Below are 19,285 nucleotides of genomic sequence, written 5' to 3'. Positions count from 1 at the left end.
AAGCGGCTCTCTAGCCTATTGCACGCGTAAGGCCACCCCGGAACGCTACTGGCCAGGGCCCAACGTCTGAATGATCCGCGCGATCGCCGGCAGCATCAGCACCCCGATCAGGCACGGGAAGATGAACAGGATCAGCGGCACGGTCAGCTTGACCGGCAGCGCCAGCGCCTTCTCCTCCGCCCGCAGCATCCGTTTGGCGCGCATGTCGAGCGAGAACACCGACAGGGTCTCGCCCAGGCTGGTGCCCATTTCCTCGGCCTGGCGCAGCATGGTCGCCAGGGCGCGGGCGTCGTCGATCCCGAGCCGGTCGGCGAACGAGGACCAGGCGTCCTTGCGCGCCTTGCCAGCCCGCAGCTCCAGGGTCAGCATCCGCAGGTGGATGGTCAGGCGCGGATAGCGGCGCACGAGCTCGTCGGCCACGCGCGCGACGGCCGCATCCAGGCTGAGGCCGGCCTCCACCGAGGCCACCAGCAGATCCAGCAGGTCCGGAAAGCCGTCGGAATATTCCAGCTCGCGGTTCTTCTGACGCGCCTTCAGCACCTGGTCGGGGCCCAGCAGGGCGACCCCCGCAAACAGGCAGGCCACCGCGACGGCGCCGACGCCGCCGCCCTGCAGGGCGAATGGCAACACCGTGACGACGGCCAAGGTCGCGACGGCGAGGGCTGCCGCGCGGGCGCCCAAATAGTAGATCGCCGCGTCACGGTTGAAGAAGCCGGCCCGGGTGAGCCGCATGCGAAGCTCGGAGACCTGCGAAGGATCGCGGATCGCAGCCTGCTGTCCAAGGCGCTTCACCCCGCTGCTCAGCCGGCCGACCAGTCGTCCCTGGCCGATCGCGTGCGGACCGGCCGAGGTCGCCGCGCCCGGGGACTGGAAGCGCGCGCGGCGCTGGGCCCGTAAGCGCATTTCCCCGGCCATCACCGCCGCCCCGCCGAGCGCGGCGACGGCCAGCAGGGCGAAGGCCGCCAGGGTCACGAGGTTCTGGATCTGGGCGAGGTCCATGGTCAGATCCGCATATCGATCATCTTGCGCATGACGAGGTTGCCGATCAGCATCCAGCCGCCGATCACCATCAGGCCGATGCGCACCATCGGCAGGTGGATCACCTCGCCGTAGAATTCCGGCGACAACAGCATGATCGCGCCCGTCGCCAGAAACGGCGCGGCAGTCAGGATCAACGCCGAGGCCCGCCCCTCGGCGGTCGCAGCCTTGACCTTCAGGCGCATGCGCAGCCGGTCGCGCACCGTCGCAGCGTTGAGCTTGAGCAGTCCCGTCAGGTTTCCGCCGGCCTTCTCCTGCAGCCGGACAGTAGCGGCGAACAGGTCGACGTCGGCATGCTGGCAACGCGCCGCCATCCGGTTGATCGCCTGTTCCAGCGTCGCCCCATAGGCGATCTCGTCGGCCGCCATGCCGAACTCCGAACCGATCGGATCAGGCATCTCGCGCCCGACCAGGGCCACGGCGGTCGGCACGGGGTGCCCGGCCTCCAGGCTGCGGACGATGATCTCCAGCGCCTGCGGCAGTTGCTGGCCCAGCGCCACCGCGCGGCGATCGGCCTTGAACTTCAGATATCCGAGCGGGCCCGCCAGGCCGAGCAACGCCGCGCCCACCGGGATCATCAGCAGTTGCCGCGTCCCGGCGAAGCCGAGGATCGCGCCGACCAGCGTCAGGCCCGCGACGACCGCCAGCCAGCGCCGCCCGTCATAGGGGACGCCTGAACGGATGACGAGTTCGCTCAGCCAGGCCCAGCCGCCCCGTGCGTCGCCGGCGGCGTTGAGCCCGCGCTGCTTGCGCAATTCTACCACCAGCTCGGCGATGCCGCCGCCGGTCCGCTCGGCGACCAGCAGCCGGCGGTTGACCTGTTGCTTGACCTTCGCGGTACGCAGCAGGCCGACCGCAGCCTGCGCCGCAGCGAACACCGCGGCGAACACCAGCACCAGGTAGACCGAGGTCGCGTCGAACGACATCAGCCGAGCACCCGGCTCGGATCGAAATAGGCGGTGTCGTAGGCGATGCCCCGCCGCATCATCTCGTCCAGGCAGCGCGGACGCAGGCCGGAGGCGCGGAACTCGCCGTGCACCACGCCGTCGGCCGTCGTGTGGCTGCGGTGGAAGGCGAAGATCTCCTGCATCTGGACCACCTGCCCCTCCATGCCGACGATCTCGCTGACGCTCATCATCTTCCGCTTCCCGTCCGACATCCGCATGATCTGGATGATCATCCCGACCGCCGAGGCGATCTGGCCGCGCACGGCCTCGGGCGACAGCTTCATTCCCGACATCGCCACCATCTGTTCCAGGCGGGTGATGGCGTCGCGCGGGGTGTTGGCGTGGATGGTGGCCATCGAGCCTTCGTGGCCGGTGTTCATGGCCTGCAGCATGTCGAAGGCTTCCTCGCCCCGGACCTCGCCCAGGATCACCCGGTCCGGACGCATGCGCAGGGCGTTCTTGACCAGTTCGCGCTGCCGGATCTCGCCCTTGCCTTCGATGTTCGGCGGGCGGGTCTCCATGCGCACCACGTGCGGCTGCTGAAGCTGCAGTTCGGCGGCGTCCTCGATGGTGATCAGGCGCTCCTTGATGCTGATGGCCGACGACAGCGCATTGAGCAATGTCGTCTTGCCCGAGCCTGTCCCGCCGGAGATCACCGTGGACACCCGGGCCTTCACGGCCCCGTGCAGGAACTCGGCGACGCAGGCCGGCATCGCCCCGACCTCGACGAGTTTCTCCAGCGTATAGGGCTTCTTGGAGAACTTCCGGATCGAGACGCACGCGCCGTCGATGGCGATCGGCGCGATGGCCGCGTTCACACGGCTGCCGTCGGGCAGACGCGCATCGACCATCGGTTGGCTCTCGTCGATGCGGCGGCCAACCCCGGCCACGATCCGGTTGACGATGCGCAGCAGGTGGTCGTTGTCGCGGAACCGGACCGGCGTCGGCTCCAGCTCCCCTCGCCGCTCGACATAGACCTGGAAAGGGCCGTTGATCAGGATGTCGTTGACGCTGTCGTCCTTGAGCAGCGGCTCGATTGGCCCCAGGCCCACCATCTCGTCATGAACCGAGGCGCCCAGTTCCTCGAGTTCGGTGGTGTTCAGGACCAGACGTTCGGCGCGGGCGAAATCGGCCACCAAAGCCAGCACCTGGCGCCGCAGCTCGCCCTCGGCCAGGCTCTCCAACTTGGAGAGGTCCAGTTCGTCGATCAGCCGCGCATGCAGCTTGAGCTTGATGTCGAGCAGGTGATCGGTGGGCGCCGGCGCGGGCGGCGGCGGAGCGATCTCCACCGGCCGGACTTCCGCAGCCGCCGGCGCGGGCTTTGGGGCGAGGGTAAAACGGGCCATCAGGCGGCCCTCCGCGGGCGCCAGCCGCTGCGCCGCGCGGCCGGCGTCTGGACGCCCAGCAGCCGGTCGACGACACCCGCCACGTCCCTGACGATCTTGGACTTCGGACGATGCTGGCTGATCGGCCCGCCCAGGTTCACCGAGGCGGCGGCGGCCTCCCAATCGGAACAGATCCCGGCCTCGGCCTTGCGCTCCAACGCCCGTTCGGCCTCGGCCATTGAGGGCGCGGGCCCGAACATTCGGCTGGCCAGCCGGTTGAGCATGATGCGGGTCCGCACGCCGACCGGAAGACCGGCCTCGATCTCGCCAGCCAGCGCCCGCGCCGCCAGCAGCGCCGGCACCGTCAGCTCCGAGACCACGAAGATCTCGTCGGACCCGGCCAGGACTTCCAGCGTCCACGGACGACGATGCCGGGGCATGTCGATGATCACGAACTCATAGGCCTCGCAGGCGATCTCAAGGATCCGCAGCACCGCGTCCTTGGAGATCTGCTCGAAGGCGAGCGGATCGCGCGGGCAGGCCAGCAGGTCGAGGCCCTTGGCGATCGGCGTCGTGAACGCCGCCAGCAGCGCCGCATCCATGCGCTCGGCGGCCGGACCGAACTCGGCCAATCCCATGGCCGCCGCGGCTCCGAGATAGGCGGCCGCCGCCCCGTCGGCGAGATGCAGGTCGATCAGGCAGACCGCATGGTCGCGATTGGCCCGCGCGGCCAGCAGCGCTGCGAACTCGATCGCCAGGGTCGTCGCCCCGGCCCCGCCGACCGCGCCGACGACCGACCAGCAGCGCGACGTGCTCTCCGCCGCAGCCGGGGCCTCGGCGCCGGCCGCGTCCAGCAGGCCGAACACCGCCTCGCGCACCTGGTCGTCGCTGTAGGGCGGCTCCAGCACGTCGGACTGGGGCAACCGCATCGCCGCACGCACCAGGCCGGCGGGCAGTCTCGCCCCGACCAGCAACACCGGCGGCGCCTGTCCCGACGCGGCCAGGGCGTCCAGCGCCGCCGTCAACGCCCGCGGCTCGTGCGCGTCGACATCGACCAGCGCCAGATCGACCGCGGCTCTCCTGGCCTCGGCCAGTCGCTCCAGCCCGGCGCTCTCCAGCGCCGCGCCGAACAACGGTCCACGCGCCAGCGGCGCGAGACCGGGTCCCACCGCCAGAACGCGCCTGCCAAGAAGGCTCCAATGGGTCATGACTGCGACCTCGAACTCACCCGTTACTGTCCTGCCGGACCTGTCCCGACCGGCGCCGACAACGGCTTGTCGAGCGCCATGCCCAGGAGGATCAGGTCGATCGGATTGGTTTCCCGCCCGGCCATGATCCGGGTCTCGCCGGTCAGGTCCTCAGCGGTGGCCAGGCGCGGCGTGACGATGATCACCAGTTCCGATTCCTGGCGCTTCCAGCGCGCCGATCGGAACAGCGAACCGATCACCGGCACCTGACCGATCCCCGGCAGCTGACGGATCGCATTGGCGTAGTCTTGCTGGAACAGGCCCGCGACCGCGAAACTCTCGCCGGACTTCAGCTCCACAGTCGTGGCCGCGCGCCGAACGGTCAGCGAGGGCACCTCCATCCCGTTCAGCCGCAGGTTGGCGCGGGTGTCCAGCGCACTGACCTCAGGCGCGACCAGCAGCCGGATCAGACCGTTGTCCTGCACCACGGGCTCGAAATCGAGCTTCACCCCGAACTCGCGGAATTCGATCGAGACCGTGTCTCGGCCGTTCGGCACCGGGAACGGGAACTCGCCGCCGGCCAGGAAGCTGGCCTTCTGGCCCGACAGCGCGACCAGGTTCGGCCGCGCCAGGGTGCGCACGACGCCCTTCTCCTCCAGCGCCTGCAGCATCAGGTCGATGTCGACCGACCCGATCGAGCCGCGGACCTGCAGCACCCCTTGCGGCGTGCTCGGCCCGATGAGGCCCGAACCGGTGGCCAGCGCGAAATTGACCCCGTCGGTGGCGGCCAGGTTGAAGCCGATGTCCTTCAGGTCCGAACGGCCGGCCTCAAGCACCCGGACCTCCAGGATCACCTGCTGCGAGGCGCGGACGGTCAGGGCGCTGGTGATGCTCTCAGGCGCGAACTTGTCGGCCAGGGTCTTGGCCTTCGCGGCGACGGCGGTCGTTGAGACCTCGCCCGTCAGCAGCAGGCCTTCGCCCAGATTGCGAACCTTGATGACCTCGCCGGGGATGGCGGCCGCCAGGTCCGACTGCAGGGCCTCGGCATCGTAGCCGACCCGCACGTCGACCACTTCCTGCAGCGCGCCCCCCTGGCCGTAGATCAGCAGGTTGGTGGCGCCCAAGGTCTTGCCGCGCACATAAAAGCTGCGGTCGGTGGTGGCCACGATCTGCGCAGTGTCGGGTTGAGCCACCACGATCTTGGAGGCCGGTCCATCCAGCCGAAAAGACAGCGACTTGTTCTTCGGGACATTGATCGTGCGGCTGCGCACCGCTTCGCTGACGAAGGTCTCTGCCTGGGCCGGGACATGGGCGAGGCCCAGGGCGCAGGCCAGCGCGGCCATGGCGATACGCGGCATCAAACTAACGCTCTTCATGAGGTTACGCGCCGGGGCGCCCGGCCCCGCCCTCCCCCTCGACAATGGTGATCACCGAGCGGCCTGCGCCGCTGCTCGGCGTCGGCGCGCGCCAGGGGCGAGCGGCGGCGGTCTGCGCCACGCGCGGGGCGCCGCCGACCACTTCCCGGGCGCCGACCGGCGCGGCCGGCTCGACCTCCGCCTGGCCCAGCGCCCGCAGCGCCAGCGACAGCGAGCCGAGATTGGCCGCCACGGCCAGCTTCTGAGCATCGCGCACGCTGACCTCGAGGGTCGCGGTGCTCGGCGCCTCGGGCTTGTTGGACGTCGGATCGGCATTGAGGTCGACCCCAAGCACCCGAACGTTCTGAATGACCACCTCGGCCTGCAGCATCTTGCGGCTGTCGTCGTCCGACAGGTTGCGCATCAGCACCACATCGACGCGATCGCCTGGCAGCGCGTGGCCGCCGACGCCGGAAATGTCCGACACTCCGATCGTGTAGGCGCGCATGCCGGCGCCGATCTCAGCGGCGACCGACGGGCGGGCGCCGGGCCCGCTCAGCCTGGCCGGCAACAGCGCCTCGCGCGCCAGGATCGTCGACAGCGCGACCGGCGCGCCGCCGTGGTCCTGGGCCAACACCTGATCGACGGTCGTGAACGCGCCGGCCGGCGCCGCATCGCGCGGGATCTGGACGAGCTTGAGGTGGCTGGCGTCGAGGCGCTCGCCGTACTTGATGTCCTTGGCGGCGACCACGACCGGCACGCCGCTCACGACCGGCGCGGGCGTCGCCGCGGCGGCGACATCGCCGTGCGCCGGCAACGCAACCTTGGCCACGAACAACGCACCCAGCCCAAGCGCGGCGGAGGCGCCCAAGCTCACCATCGTCCCAACTCGCATCGCCCCACCCCTGGATGCTACGCAACATCAATGAGTTAAGGGGGGCCGCTGTTGCGATAACCGTAACAAAGAAGGTCAACGCAGCGTCAACTAAGATCAAGATTCGGCTGGGCCGCGGTCCGTGTTTCGGCGGACATTCGGCGCGCGCAGACAAGCTGTCGGCAGGCGCCTATAGTGCAAGGGATTCCGGAGGATTCCACATGCGCCGTATCGCTCTCGCCGCCGCCGTCGCGGCGCTCGCCGCCACCCCCGCGTTCGCCGCGCTAAAAGAGGGCGCCAAGGCCCCGGACTTCACCGCCCAGGGTTACCAGGCCGGCAAGCCGATAACCTTTTCGATGGCCCAGGCCCGCAAGAGCGGCCCGGTCGTGCTGTACTTCTTCCCAGCCGCCGAAACCGCCGGCTGCAACCTCGAGGCGCGCCTGTTCGCGGAGTCGATCGACCAGTTCAAGGCCCAGGGCGCGACCGTCATCGGCGTCACCGCCGGCAACCTCGACAAGCTCGCCTCATTCTCGGCCGACACCGAGAAGTGCTCAGGCAAGTTCCCGGTCGCCGCCGACCCGAGCGCCAAGATCGCCGCCACCTACGACGCCACCCTGGCCGTCAAGCCGGGCTGGTCGAACCGCACGTCCTATGTGATCTCGCCCTCCGGCGAGGTGATCCATGCCTATTCGGACCTGAAGGCGAACGACCACGTCACCGAGACGCTCACGGCGGTGAAGGCCTGGCGGGCCAAACATCCGAAGTAATGGCTACGAAGGCGTCGCGCTCGGAACCTTCTGGTCGCAATCGAAGACCTCGCACATGCCCGCGATCATTTCGGATTGCATCTGCGGCATGAGATTCTTCATCAGCGGCGCCATCTTGGCGCCGAGCTGCGGGGTCTTTTCGATCATCGCCTTGCCGCTGGGCCCCTCGTAGAACGCCACGACGTCCTCGAGCTCCTTTTCGGTGAACACCTCGGCCAGGATCGGCGCCATCTCCGCGCCCAACCTGGTCACCATGTTCTGCGACACCTCACGCATCACGCCCATGACCGCCTCGCGCTTCTCTGGCGGCAGGCTGTCCAGGCTTCCCTGCATCATGGTCGGCGCCAGCTGGTCCATCACGGCGCCCATCGACACCTCAAGTTTCATCGCCTTGACGTAGCGCCGCGCCAGATCCAGCTGATGTGCCGTGGGCGCTGGCTGGGCGCTCGCCGTACTCGCCAGAAGCAGCGCCGCCAGTCCCGCGGCCAAGCTCATTCCGCCCCGCGCCCACATGCGCCCAACCCTCGATTGCAAGAGGCCCGAAGCTGCACCGCGGCGCCCGACCTGGCAACACATGGAAAAGCCTTGCCCTGCAACCGCTTTTCCCGTACTAGCCCGCCTCTTCACGGAAGGCGGTCTTGGGCCGGAACGCGAAAGGATCGGGAAACTCCCGGTCGCCGCGCCTCAAGAGCCATCGTTTTCGGCGCTCAACCCGACGCCGCCAGCGCCGCCTTCCAAACGGGAAAAGGAACCATGGCGCTCTACGAGCACGTTGTTATCTCGCGGCAGGATATCTCGCCGCAACAGGCTGAAGCCCTCAACGACCAAATCAAGGCTCTGATCGAAGAAGGCGGCGGTTCCGTCGCGAAGATCGAGTACTGGGGTCTGCGCAACCTGACCTACCGCATCAAGAAGAACCGCAAGGGCCACTACTCCCTGCTCGCCATCGACGCCCCCCCGGCGGCGGTGAAGGAGATGGAGCGCCAGCTCTCGCTGAACGAAGACGTGCTGCGCACGCTGACCGTTCGCGTCGAGGAACTGGACCTCGAGCTCTCCCCGGTTCTGGCTCGCCGCGATCGCGAACGCGAACCGCGCCGTGAAGAATTCCAAAGCTAAGAAAGGGAGGGATCACCATGACTGACGAAACCTCCGCCGCTCCGTCGGCCCCCGCCGCTGGCGGCGCCCGCCGCCCGTTCTTCCGCCGCCGCAAGGTGTGCCCGTTCTCCGGCGCCAACGCCCCGAAGATCGACTACAAGGACGTCAAGCTGCTGCAGCGCTACGTTTCCGAGCGCGGCAAGATCGTGCCGTCGCGCATCACCGCGGTGTCGGCCAAGAAGCAACGCGAACTGGCTCGCGCCATCAAGCGTGCTCGCTTCCTCGCCCTCCTGCCCTACGTCGTGAAGTAAGGGGGACCGACACATGAAAGTTGTTCTGCTCGAACGCGTCGAAGGCCGTGGCGGCCTCGGCGACGTGGTCACCGTCAAGGACGGCTTCGCCCGCAACTACCTCCTGCCCCGTCAGAAGGCCCTGCGTGCGACCGCCGCCAATCTGAAGATCTTCGACGCCCAGCGCGCCGAAATCGAAGCCCGCAACCAGAAGACCAAGGACGCCGCCGGCAAGGCTGGCGAAGCCCTGGACGGCACCTCGTACATCCTGATCCGTCAGGCTGGCGAAACCGGCCAGCTCTACGGTTCGGTGACGGGTCGCGACGTGGCCGACATGGTCAACGCCGAAGGCGGCAAGGTCGATCGCTCGATGGTCGTTCTCGACAAGCCGATCAAGACCCTGGGCGTCCATCCCGTGAAGGTTCGCCTGCACGCGGAAGTGACGGTCAACGTCAACATCAACATCGCCCGCAGCCAGGACGAGGCCGAGCGCCAAGCCCGCGGTGAAAACGTGATCGCCTCGCAGTTCGAGGAAGATCGCGCGGCCGATGAGCAAGCCGCCCAGGACATGCTGGAAGGCGGCGCTGGTCAACAGGAAGGCGACTACGGCGACCAATAACGCCGGACGCAGTCCCAAGACTTCAGAGACGGCGCGGATCTCCGGATCCGCGCCGTTTTCTTTTCGCGCTGCACTCAAGATTGCAGTTCCAAGCCGCCACGACCCATGATGTTCTGGTCGGCCACGACAAGGGGGCGCGACATGACCGCGGTGCAGGCGACCAGCGCGAACTTCGACTTCGGACGGGTGGTTTCGAACACCTTCCGCGTGGTCGGGGCCAATCTGCGAGAACTATCGATCATCGCGCTCCTCCTCGCCGGCCTGCCCGCGGCGCTGATGGGATGGGGCCAAGCTGCGCTGGGCGGCGCGCTCGACGGAACCGGCGACGCCCCGAACCTGGGCGTAGGTGCGCCGCTGTTCGGTCTGGGCGTCTTCACGCTCATGATCGGCTCGGTCCTGCTGCAAGCCGCAACCATTCGCGTGGCCGTCGCGACCCTCAACGGCGACAAGCCGTCGGCCTTCAGAGAGCTCAGCCGGTCCTATGGCGTCATCCTGCCGATCATCGGCTTGGCCATCGTGATGAGCTTCGGCATCGGCCTTGGGATGTTGTTGCTCTTCGTGCCCGGCATCATCCTGGCGGTGATGTGGATCGTCGCCACGCCCGTCTACGTGATGGAACGTCCTGGAGTGTTCGGCGCCCTGGGCCGCAGCCGCAACCTCACCCGCGGACATCGGTGGCCGATCTTCGGACTGTCGGTGGTCTATTTCGTCGCCTACTTCGTCGTCTCGGCCGTGTTCGGCGGGATTCTCGTCGCCCTGGCCATGATCGCCGGCGATTTCAACGGGATGTCGATCACCTCCACGATAGCCAATGCGCTCCTCGGCGCCGTTTCAGGCGTCGTCACCTCGGCGGGCATTTCAGCGATCTACTACGAACTGCGAATGATCAAGGAAGGCGTCGGCTCCGCCCAGCTGGCGGCGGTGTTCGACTGAGCCCGTCAGACGGCGTGCTTGTCGCGCCGCCGCCGTCCCATCAGCATCCGCCCTTCCAGCCGGCCCCGCAGCGCGGCGTAATAGGCGCTTAGGAAGTCGTAGTCGTCCTGGTCCGGTGAGGCGGTCCACTCGATCTTGGCGCTGATCCGCTCGGCCACGGCCCGCACCGTGCGCCGGTCGCGCCGCCGGATCACTTCCTCCAGGACGTGCAGCTCCTTCTCGCCATAGGCGTCGAGTTGCGGCGACGTGAAGGAGTAGCGGATCAGCCGCTCCGAACCCTCGACCGCCATGTCCCTGGCCAGGCGCTGGCGCGGCGTGCGCACGACCCAGGTGCCGCCGACCAGATCGCCGATCCGCAGCCGGTCGCGGTTGAACAGCGGGAACAGCGCGAAGATCCCGACCCACGCCAGGGCCGCCAGGAACATCCACGCTTGGCCGCCGCCCTCCTGGACGCGCACCATGATCACTGACAGCGGCATGAACACTTCCAGCTCGCGCATGGCGTTGCGGACCAGCACCGCCTCGGCGCGCAGCCGCCCGCCGTCGCGCGCCGCGACCCGCAGGCCCAGCAGCCGCTTGCCCGGCGTCGCGGCGGCCGCGCTCAGCTCAAAGGCCGTGAAGTAGAAATTGCGCAGCAGGAAGGCGACCAGCAGCCAGATGATGGCTGCGATCTCCATCCCGGTCTGCCCGCCGCTGGTGATCCCGGTCGCGACCGCCAGCAGGGTCAGCGCGACTAGCGCCGCCATGATGACCACGGTGTCGATGAAGAAGGCCGCCGCCCGCTGCCCCCCGTCGCCGATCTGCAGCCGCAGATCGACGCCCTCGGGCGTCACGAACGCCCGCGTGTTCTTGTCCACGACGCTCACCGGGCGACCTCGCGGCGCGGCCCATAGAAGTATGCGCCCCACAGCACCGCGGTGGCCGCGGCGACCCCGTAGCGGATCAGGTCGTGGGTGATCAGCTGCCGCCCGAACCCTTCCAGCAGGCCGGCGAAGAACAGCATCACCACCACCCCGCCCATCACTGCGCCGGCGGTCCGTCCCGCCGCCGCCAGGGAGTCGAGCCGCGACAGCGCCCCCGGAAACGCCAGCGACCAGCCGACCCGGATCCCGGCCGCCCCGGCGAGCATGACCGCGAACAGCTCGGTCACGCCGTGGATCAGCAGCCAGCCGCCAAGCTCGAAGCCCAGACCGCGGCTGAAATAGAGCGACAGGAACGCGCCCAGGGTCGCGCCGTTGTAGATCAGCAGCATCAGGCTGGGGATGCAGAACGCGAAGCCGAGCGCGAAGGCCAGCAGCGCGACCTGGGCGTTGTGAGTGAACAGGAAGGTGGCGAACACCGACAGGCCGTCGCCCGAGCCGCCGCCGTCATAGAGCATCTCGCGCAGGACCTCGGTCGCCGCCGCCGGGTCGCGCCCGCCGGCCAGGGCCTGCGGCACGAACACATGGTACCACTGCGCGTCGTGCGCGATCAGCAGCGCCGCGGCGACCGCGCCCAGCACCGTCAGCAGCGCGGCCACGACCGTCTCGCGCCAGACGCTGCGCACCGCCGCCGGCCAGTCCTTGCGGAAGAACCCGCCCAGCCGTTCGGGCAGGGTCGAGCGCGATCCGTAGACGAAGAAATAGGCCCGCGCCGACAGCACCTCGAGATAGTCGATCAGGCCGCGGTCCAGCGAGGTCTCGCGCGCCACGCTGAGCGCCGAAAGCGTCGAGCGGTACAGCACCGGGATCGCCAGGATCTCCTCGTCCGACAGGCTGGAGACCGACCGCTTCTCGGCGCGATCCATCAGCCCCTCAAGACGCTTCCAGTCGGCCTCCCGCTCCTCCCGGAAGCGTTGGCTCTTGAGGGCGGCGCTCACAGCAGGTCCCTCCGCTTTAGATCCAGATAGGCGTTGATCACCGAGGGTCCAATCGCCTCGGCCGGGGTTTCGACGATGTGCACGCCCAGGCGGCGCAGGCGCGATATCACCAGTTCCCGCTCGCGCCGCAGGCTGCCGGCGAACACCGCGCGCGCGACGTCCTCCGGCTCCCGCGGCTCGGCGACGATCATGTCTTCCAGTTCCCTGTCCTGCAGGACGACGAACATGATCAGGTGCCGGCCGACCAGCCGGCCGACCGACTCGATCATCAGTTGCGCGGCCGTCTGGTCGGTGAAGTCGGTGAACACCACGATCAGCGAGCGCCGCCGCAGCTCGCCGGCCAGGACCGAAAGCCCCAGGGTGTAGTTGGTCTCCTCGGTGGAGTAGTCGATGCGCCCGGCCATCTGCTGCAGCACGCTGAAGGCGCTCGGCCCGCCCAATGCCCCCGTCGACAGGCGCGGGGCCGCGTCGAACGCGAACAGCCCTGCCCGGTCGCCCGAGCGCAGGCAGGCGTGGGCCAGCAGCAGCGCCCCATTGATCGCCCGGTCGATCCGCGGCGCGCCGTCGACCGGCTCGCTCATCGCCCGCCCGCAATCCATCGCGATGACGATGTTGTGGTTGCGCTCGGTGCGGAACTCCTTGGCCAGCAACGCCGCGTGGCGGGCCGACTGCTTCCAGTCGACGGCCCGCCGGTCCATGCCCGGCTGGAAGTCGCGCAGGGCGTGGAATTCCGATCCCTCCCCCAGGTCGATCTGCGCCTTCGTCCCCAACAGGGCGTTGCGGGCGAACAGCCGCACCGCCTCGTCGCGCACCCATTGAAGGTCGGTGGCGATCGCCAGATTGTAGTCGAGGGCGAAGGTCTTCTGCTTCCAGACCAGACCCAGCGGTCCGCGCCAGCGGATCCAGAGCGTATCGAGGCTCGCCAGGCCGCGCCGTTGCGGCGTGAAGTCCATGACGATCGCGGCCGCGCCGTCACGAACCTCGGCGCTTACGAGACGCCGCGCCAGGCCCAGGCGCTCCTCCGCCCCCAGGGCCGCCTCCAGCGACCGCGGCGCGGCGCCGCCGAACCGCGCGACGAACCGCACCGCCCCCGGACGCGCCACGGCCGCGCTCAAGGGGCCGACCGGATCGAGCGTCAGGCCGTCGCGCGCCGCCGCCAGCATCGCGTCGAGGGCCATCAGCAACAGCAGCGCTGCCGCCCAGACCGGACCAACGACCCACAACTGCTCGACAGCGCTCCCCGCAATCAGCGCGAGGGGCGCTCCGGCCGCGACGGCCAGGCCAGCGCGTCGCGTCGGATAGATCACCGCGGCGCCGCCACCTGATCGACCAGCAGGGCCAGCACCTGATCGACGCGCCGGCCCTCGATCTCGGCGGCGGGCGACAGGATAACCCGGTGGCGCAGGGCCGGCGCCGCCAGCGTTTTCACGTCGTCGGGGATCACGTAGTCGCGCCCATCCAGCGCGGCGTGCGCGCGGGCGGCCAGCGCCAGCATGGCGCCGGCCCGCGGCGAGGCCCCCGTCTCGACGTCGGCGGATTCACGGGTCGCCCGGATCAGGTCGACGACATAGGCCGCCACCTCGTCGGTGAGCCGCACCTGGGCGACCGCGGCGACCGCCGCCTCCACCGCGGCCCGGTCCAGCAACGTGCGCACGCCCAACTCAGCCGGGCTCGGCAAGCCGGCCCGCGATCCATGCCCGGTCACGATCGCCAGTTCGTCCGCGCGCTCTGGATAGTCCAGCACGTGCTTGAACAGGAACCGGTCCAGCTGCGCCTCGGGCAGCGGATAGGTGCCCTGCTGTTCGATGGGGTTCTGGGTGGCCACGACCGTGAACCGCGGGCTCAGCTCATGCGACTGGCCGTCGATGGTGATGCGCCGCTCCTGCATCGCCTCCAGCAAGGCGGCCTGGGTCTTTGGCGGCGTGCGGTTGATCTCGTCGGCCAGCAGCAGCTCGCAAAACACCGGCCCGCGGGTCAGGGTGAAGGTGCTGGTCTGGAAGTTGAACAGGTTGGCGCCGATGATGTCGCCCGGCATCAGGTCCGGCGTGAACTGGATACGGCTGTAATCCAGGCCCAGGCTGGCGGCGAAGGTCTGGGCCAGCAGGGTCTTCGCCGTCCCCGGCGGGCCCTCCAGCAGCACGTGGCCGCCCGCGAACAGCGCGGTCAGCAGCAGGTCCACCGCCGTCTCCTGGCCGATGACCGCCTTGCCGATCTCGCGGCGGATGTCGTCGGCCAGCGCCCTCACCTCAGCGACGTTCACGCATCATCTCCTGCTTCCAACGATAGAGATCGCGGGCGACCTGCATCAGGTCGCCCTTGGTCCGCGCCGCCCGGGCGCGCTCGATCAGATCCGAAATCCGGTGCGATGCGCCCCGGGTCGCGCCCAGGCGGTTCAGCACCTCGTCAAGTTCAGCGCCTTCCAGGCCCCGTGGGGCGCCCACGGCCCGTGCGGCGTCCGCCCGCGTCATCTCCGCATAGGGCATCGCCATCCGGTGCTCGCGCCGCGCCATCCGCACGAGGCCCGCAGTGTTGTCGGCCAGCGCGCGCTTGCCGAGCGCCACGGCGCGGACCTGGCCTTGCGCCGGCCCGAAGCGCACCGCCGCCTGCACGCCGACCAGGATCAGGGCGGCGAGCAGGCAAAGCGTCGCCCCCAGCAGCGGCGGCTCGAGCATCAGGCGCAGCGGATTGAGCGAGCGCTCGAAGCCGTGCAGCGTCAGGTCGAAGACGACTGGCGCGCCCTCGGCGCGGATCACCGACAGCATCTCGATCGCCGCCCGCGCCCCGGCCAGGCTCTTCATTCCCGCCGTGTCGAGAAAATCTGGATCGGCCAGGACATAGACCCCGGTCTTCGAGTTCATGACCAGGACCCCGCGTCCGGCCTCGTCCACCACGACCGGGATCCACCCCCGCCCTGACAATGTGCGCAGGTCCTCGATGGCCGGCTGCACGCCGACCGGTCGCCCATCGGGCCGCGACAGGCGCACCGCGGCGGTCCCGGCGCGCTGCTCCAGGGTCAGGCCCTCGCGCCAGGCGGCTGGCAAGACCTCCAGCGCGGCCTCGCGCGGAACCTTGCCGGCCGCGCGGACCCAGCCGCGCCGCACAGGATGCGGGATCGTCACCCACTTGGGCAGCACCACCAGAACCGGACCGTTGTGCTCGATGTCGCTGAGCAGCTCGGCGCGCGCGCCCATGGCCGGGGTCAGCACGAGCAGGCCATCGGCCGCGGTCGCCGACAGCGCTCCGCGCCGCATCACGACCGGCGTTCCCGATCTCTCCAGCAGCCGCGCCACCGCCGCGAAGCCGACGGCCGAGCGCGACAGCGCGTGCCCCTGCCCGTTGTCGCCCGAACGCAGCTCCGGCTCATAGGCCGCCAGCAGGCCCAGCCCGGCCAGCGACACGCAGCCGACCAGGACCAGCACCAGCATCACCATCGGCGAGAACGCCCGGCTGTGATCGCCCGTCATGCCCACCCCGCCGGCAGGGCGAAGGCCTCATAGTCGCTGCGGCATGCCGCATAGTCGGCGGCCACGACCGGCGCGCCTCCGAACAGGCTGCGTTCGACCACCGCGCCGATCTTGGCGAATGCAGGCCGCGCCGCCGACGGCAAGGCGCTCAGACCGGCGATCTCCCGGGTGGTCAGCGCCGGACGCACGGACCTGGGCCGCCGACGCTCGATATCCTCGACGCTGCGCAGCAGGATCAGGTGCGCGGCTTCCGCATACCGGCCCTCAGCCGCCAACAGGTCGGCCGCGGCCAGCAGATCGCGCGCCGCCGCCGCATCCGGCCGCCATTCGGGAACGACCTCGGCCTGCGCCGTCTTGGGCCTGGCCGTCGGCATCCGCAGCCTCAGGACTTCACGCACCAGGGCGTACAACACCAGGGCGGCGATCAACGCCACGCCGATCCAGAACACGTATTTCAGCAGCGGTGCGATCGCCTGGAACGCCTCACCGATCCATTTCAACCATTCAGGGGTCTTCGGCGGCTGAAAATCAGCGCGATCGAACTGGAAGCCGCGGTCGCGCAAAAGCTCGGCGTGGGCCTTCGCAATGGCGTCGCCCGCCTTTCCCGCGGGGGCGCTTGCTTCCACGTCTCGTTGCATCACCACCCCGGAACAACCCGACAATCGATATGTATGGGCAGGAACCGGCGCCGTCGACCTGAAAGCGCCCGACAACTCTTCCGCTGAAACATCGCCGCCGGGACGGCTCACATACGCGTCCTGAGCAACGTCCGGGTTGCTGGCCGCCATCGTCGGCGCCGCCGTCCTGGCCGGGCTCTGAATGAGCTACCGCGGCTGAACAAACCCAGCGCGTCGGCGGTCCTGGCCGGGCCGCCGGCATGGTTTCGGCGGCAAGCGTGGCAATTATGTCATTTCCATAGCGCCCCCCAATTCCTACTATTTCCGTAGGGCCATGATCCGTCCGCCAAAACGGCGGGAATAATAAGTTGGGGATATCAATGACGTATCGCGTACTGCTGCTTGCGGCCACCTCGGCCGCGAGTCTGTTTTCTGGCGTAGCTTACGCCCAATCTGGGGCTGGCGAGGTCGAAGAGCTGGTCGTCACCGGCACCCGCACCGAAGGCCGCTCGCGCCTCGAAACCCTTGCTCCTGTGGATGTCATCAGCGCCGATGCGCTGCAGCAGCGCGGCACGACCGAGCTGGCGACAGCGCTCGCCACCTCCGTGCCTTCCATCACCTTCCCGCGCCCCTCGAACACCGACGGCACCGACGCCATCCGCCCGGCCACCCTGCGCGGCCAGGGCCCGGATCAGACGCTGGTGCTGGTCAACGGCACGCGCCGTCACGCCACCGCGCTCGTCAACACCAACGGATCGGTCGGCCGCGGCTCGGCCGCCGTCGATCTCAACGCCATCCCGTCCACGGCCATCGACCGCATCGAAGTCCTGCGTGACGGCGCCTCGGCCCAGTACGGCTCGGACGCCATCGCCGGCGTCATCAACATGCGCCTGCGCGAAGCCGCCAGCGGCGGCGGCCTGAGCGTCACCTACGGCTCCTACCTCACCAGCTTCGACGGCTACTACGGCCGCAACGACGACATCAGCGACGGCGCCACCACCACGGTGTCGGGCTGGCAGGGCCTGAGCTTCCTGGGCGACGGCTTCCTGACCCTGTCGGCGGAGTATCGCTCGCGCGAGAACACCAACCGCAGCGACATCGACAAGCGCGTCACCCCCAACCGCATCACCTCGCGGTTCGGCGACGCCGACGTCGACGACATCTCGTTCTACGCCAACGCCGGCAAGTCGCTGAACGACACCTGGGACCTCTACGGCTGGTACGGCTACCAGCACCGCGACGCCTCCAGCGCCGCGACCTACCGCCTGCCGACCGACGCTGCGCAGAACATCCCTTCGGTCTATCCGAACGGCTACCTGCCGTATCTGACGACCGACACCGAGGACAACAGCGCGGGCCTGGGCGTTCGCGGCCAGATCGCCGGGTTCAACGCCGACTTCAACATCGTCTACGGCAAGAACGACATCGACTTCGGCGTCCAGAACACGATCAACCCGTCCTATGGCCCGACCTCGCCGACCTCGTTCCAGGCCGGCGGCCTGACCTATGACCAGCTGGTCTTCGGCGCCGACTTCAGCCGCGAGTTCGACATCGGCCTGGCCGGCCCGCTGAACGTCGCCTTCGGCCTCGAGGCCCGCCAGGAGACCTACAAGATCAACCAGGGCGAGGTCGCTTCCTACGCCCGCGGTCCGGTCCTGGGGGTCAGCTTCGGTTCGCGCGGCTTCACCGGCTTCACCCCGTCCAACGAAGTGGACGTCGATCGCGACAACATCGGCGTCTATGTCGACCTGGAAGGCAAGCTCACCGAGCAGCTGACCCTGTCGGCCGCTGTCCGCTACGAGGACTATTCCGACTTCGGCGACACCACGACCGGCAAGCTCGCCGCCCGCTACGAGGTCTCGCCGGAGTTCGCCATCCGCGGCGCGATCTCCAGCGGCTTCCGCGCCCCGGCCCTGCAGCAGCAGTACTTCACCTCGACGTCGATCCTCTACATCGACAACATTCCGTACGAGACCGGCACCTATCCGGCCACCAGCCCGGTCGCCCGGGCTCTGGGGGCCGAGCCGCTGAAGGCCGAGACCTCCGACAACTACGCGCTAGGCTTCGTCTTCCGCCGCGGCGCGTTCGAACTCACCGTCGACGGCTATAAGATCGACGTGAAGGACCGCATCGTCCTGTCGGAAACCCTTACCGGCAACCCAGCTGCGGCCCCGGGCACCAACGCCCGAGTGATCTACGACCTGCTCTCGCCGCTCGGCGCGACGGCGGCCCGCTTCTTCATCAACGGCGTCGACACCGAGACCGTCGGCGTCGACGTGGTGGCCCGCTACCGCATCGTCGATGAACAGGCCGGAACCTTCGACCTGACGGCCGCGGCCAACTACAACGACGTCGACGTCACCAAGACTCCGGTGACCAAAACCTCGATCCTGCCGACTCCGACCTCGCTGTTCGCCCGCCAGGCGACGCTGCGCTTCGAAGACGGCACGCCCAAGCACAAGCTGGCCCTGCAGGGCGACTGGAATCGTGAGGCCTGGGGCGCCACCGTGCGCACCACGATCTACGGCGACGTCCTCTCGCCGGGCTCGGCCGCGGACGGCAGCTCGGACAACCGGACCGGCACGCGCGGCCTGGTCGACCTGGAGGCCCGCTACACCTTCCCGATCGGCCTGACCGCCTCGGTCGGCGCGGACAACGTCTTCGACGTCTATCCGCGTCAGATCACGCCGAACCAGAACACGACCTCGGCTTCGCCGTTCTCGTCGTTCTCGCCGTTCGGCTTCAACGGCCGCTTCGTCTACGGCCGCCTGGCCTACAAGTGGTAGGCTGAGCCCTACGTCCGGAACTGACGCGGCGCGGGCCTATCCAGGTCCGCGCCGCTGTCGTTGAGCTATCCACAGGGGCGACATTTCTCCTGTGGGTTCCGCCGACATCGGCGCAGACCGCCCCCCGCCG

At 68.9% G+C, this 19,285-nt stretch carries 19 protein-coding genes; 6 read left to right on the top strand and 13 right to left on the bottom strand.

Features of this window, described 5'->3' with window-relative positions:
• Nucleotides 1-45 precede the first annotated feature (45 nt).
• The 6 genes from O4N75_RS11610 to cpaB all read right to left on the bottom strand — a co-directional run bounded on the left by O4N75_RS11610 (nt 46) and on the right by cpaB (nt 6,723).
• Nucleotides 46-999 (bottom strand): type II secretion system F family protein, encoded by a 954-nt coding sequence (locus tag O4N75_RS11610; protein ID WP_269625710.1) that lies wholly within the window; start codon nt 997-999, stop codon nt 46-48.
• A 2-nt stretch (nt 1,000-1,001) separates the two neighbouring features.
• Nucleotides 1,002-1,964, bottom strand: a complete 963-nt coding sequence (locus O4N75_RS11605; protein WP_269625709.1) for a type II secretion system F family protein — start codon at nt 1,962-1,964, stop codon at nt 1,002-1,004.
• Nucleotides 1,964-3,331, bottom strand: coding sequence for a CpaF family protein (locus tag O4N75_RS11600; RefSeq protein WP_269625708.1), 1,368 nt, complete (start codon nt 3,329-3,331; stop codon nt 1,964-1,966). Before O4N75_RS11600 ends, O4N75_RS11605 begins: the two co-directional genes overlap by 1 nt.
• The gene (locus O4N75_RS11595; protein ID WP_269625707.1) at nt 3,331-4,479 is read right to left on the bottom strand and encodes a hypothetical protein; all 1,149 of its coding nucleotides are present in this window, start codon (nt 4,477-4,479) and stop codon (nt 3,331-3,333) included. The genes O4N75_RS11600 and O4N75_RS11595 overlap by 1 nt, the downstream gene beginning before the upstream one ends.
• Before the next feature lie 62 nt (nt 4,480-4,541).
• Nucleotides 4,542-5,855: a type II and III secretion system protein family protein gene (locus O4N75_RS11590; protein ID WP_269625706.1), complete on the bottom strand. Its 1,314-nt coding sequence runs from the start codon at nt 5,853-5,855 to the stop codon at nt 4,542-4,544.
• A 22-nt stretch (nt 5,856-5,877) separates the two neighbouring features.
• Nucleotides 5,878-6,723 carry a Flp pilus assembly protein CpaB gene (cpaB, locus tag O4N75_RS11585; RefSeq protein ID WP_269625705.1) on the bottom strand — a complete coding sequence of 282 codons (846 nt, stop codon included), beginning with the start codon at nt 6,721-6,723 and terminating at the stop codon, nt 5,878-5,880.
• Nucleotides 6,724-6,947: 224 nt separating this feature from the next.
• Between cpaB and O4N75_RS11580 the strand changes: the two genes are divergently transcribed.
• A complete protein-coding gene (locus O4N75_RS11580) occupies nt 6,948-7,493 on the top strand; it encodes a peroxiredoxin (protein WP_269625704.1) in 546 nt (181 codons plus the stop codon).
• A 3-nt stretch (nt 7,494-7,496) separates the two neighbouring features.
• Here the strand turns inward: O4N75_RS11580 and O4N75_RS11575 are convergent, their stop codons facing one another.
• Nucleotides 7,497-7,988: a DUF2059 domain-containing protein gene (locus O4N75_RS11575; RefSeq protein WP_269625703.1), complete on the bottom strand. Its 492-nt coding sequence runs from the start codon at nt 7,986-7,988 to the stop codon at nt 7,497-7,499.
• Nucleotides 7,989-8,246: 258 nt separating this feature from the next.
• Between O4N75_RS11575 and rpsF the strand changes: the two genes are divergently transcribed.
• From rpsF to O4N75_RS11555, 4 genes are all read left to right on the top strand, one after another.
• On the top strand, nt 8,247-8,609 hold the full coding sequence (gene rpsF / locus O4N75_RS11570; protein ID WP_267231047.1) for a 30S ribosomal protein S6: 363 nt from the start codon (nt 8,247-8,249) through the stop codon (nt 8,607-8,609).
• Between the two features lie 17 nt (nt 8,610-8,626).
• Nucleotides 8,627-8,899 (top strand): 30S ribosomal protein S18, encoded by a 273-nt coding sequence (rpsR, locus tag O4N75_RS11565; RefSeq protein WP_183769814.1) that lies wholly within the window; start codon nt 8,627-8,629, stop codon nt 8,897-8,899.
• A gap of 13 nt (nt 8,900-8,912) precedes the next feature.
• The gene (rplI, locus tag O4N75_RS11560; protein ID WP_269625702.1) at nt 8,913-9,497 is read left to right on the top strand and encodes a 50S ribosomal protein L9; all 585 of its coding nucleotides are present in this window, start codon (nt 8,913-8,915) and stop codon (nt 9,495-9,497) included.
• Nucleotides 9,498-9,638: 141 nt separating this feature from the next.
• A complete protein-coding gene (locus O4N75_RS11555; protein ID WP_269625701.1) occupies nt 9,639-10,430 on the top strand; it encodes a glycerophosphoryl diester phosphodiesterase membrane domain-containing protein in 792 nt (263 codons plus the stop codon).
• Nucleotides 10,431-10,435: 5 nt separating this feature from the next.
• On the opposite strand, the gene O4N75_RS11550 is transcribed toward O4N75_RS11555, so the two are convergent.
• From O4N75_RS11550 to O4N75_RS11525, 6 genes are all read right to left on the bottom strand, one after another.
• Nucleotides 10,436-11,287 (bottom strand): RDD family protein, encoded by an 852-nt coding sequence (locus tag O4N75_RS11550; protein WP_269625700.1) that lies wholly within the window; start codon nt 11,285-11,287, stop codon nt 10,436-10,438.
• A 5-nt stretch (nt 11,288-11,292) separates the two neighbouring features.
• The gene (locus O4N75_RS11545) at nt 11,293-12,288 is read right to left on the bottom strand and encodes a stage II sporulation protein M (RefSeq protein ID WP_269625699.1); all 996 of its coding nucleotides are present in this window, start codon (nt 12,286-12,288) and stop codon (nt 11,293-11,295) included.
• Entirely contained in the window at nt 12,285-13,511 is a 1,227-nt protein-coding gene (locus tag O4N75_RS11540) for a DUF58 domain-containing protein (protein WP_269625698.1), read from the bottom strand. Before O4N75_RS11540 ends, O4N75_RS11545 begins: the two co-directional genes overlap by 4 nt.
• A gap of 80 nt (nt 13,512-13,591) precedes the next feature.
• On the bottom strand, nt 13,592-14,548 hold the full coding sequence (locus O4N75_RS11535) for a MoxR family ATPase (protein WP_269625697.1): 957 nt from the start codon (nt 14,546-14,548) through the stop codon (nt 13,592-13,594).
• Entirely contained in the window at nt 14,535-15,752 is a 1,218-nt protein-coding gene (locus O4N75_RS11530; RefSeq protein WP_269625696.1) for a hypothetical protein, read from the bottom strand. Before O4N75_RS11530 ends, O4N75_RS11535 begins: the two co-directional genes overlap by 14 nt.
• A complete protein-coding gene (locus O4N75_RS11525) occupies nt 15,749-16,540 on the bottom strand; it encodes a DUF4129 domain-containing protein (protein ID WP_269625695.1) in 792 nt (263 codons plus the stop codon). The genes O4N75_RS11530 and O4N75_RS11525 overlap by 4 nt, the downstream gene beginning before the upstream one ends.
• Before the next feature lie 209 nt (nt 16,541-16,749).
• Between O4N75_RS11525 and O4N75_RS11520 the strand changes: the two genes are divergently transcribed.
• Nucleotides 16,750-19,155 (top strand): TonB-dependent receptor, encoded by a 2,406-nt coding sequence (locus O4N75_RS11520; RefSeq protein WP_269625694.1) that lies wholly within the window; start codon nt 16,750-16,752, stop codon nt 19,153-19,155.
• Nucleotides 19,156-19,285: the final 130 nt, after the last annotated feature.

The sequence above is a fragment of the Phenylobacterium sp. NIBR 498073 genome, assembly GCF_027286305.1.
Lineage (GTDB): Bacteria > Pseudomonadota > Alphaproteobacteria > Caulobacterales > Caulobacteraceae > Phenylobacterium.
Note: the sequence above shows the minus strand (reverse complement) of the source record. Positions and strands in the feature narration are given on the sequence as shown.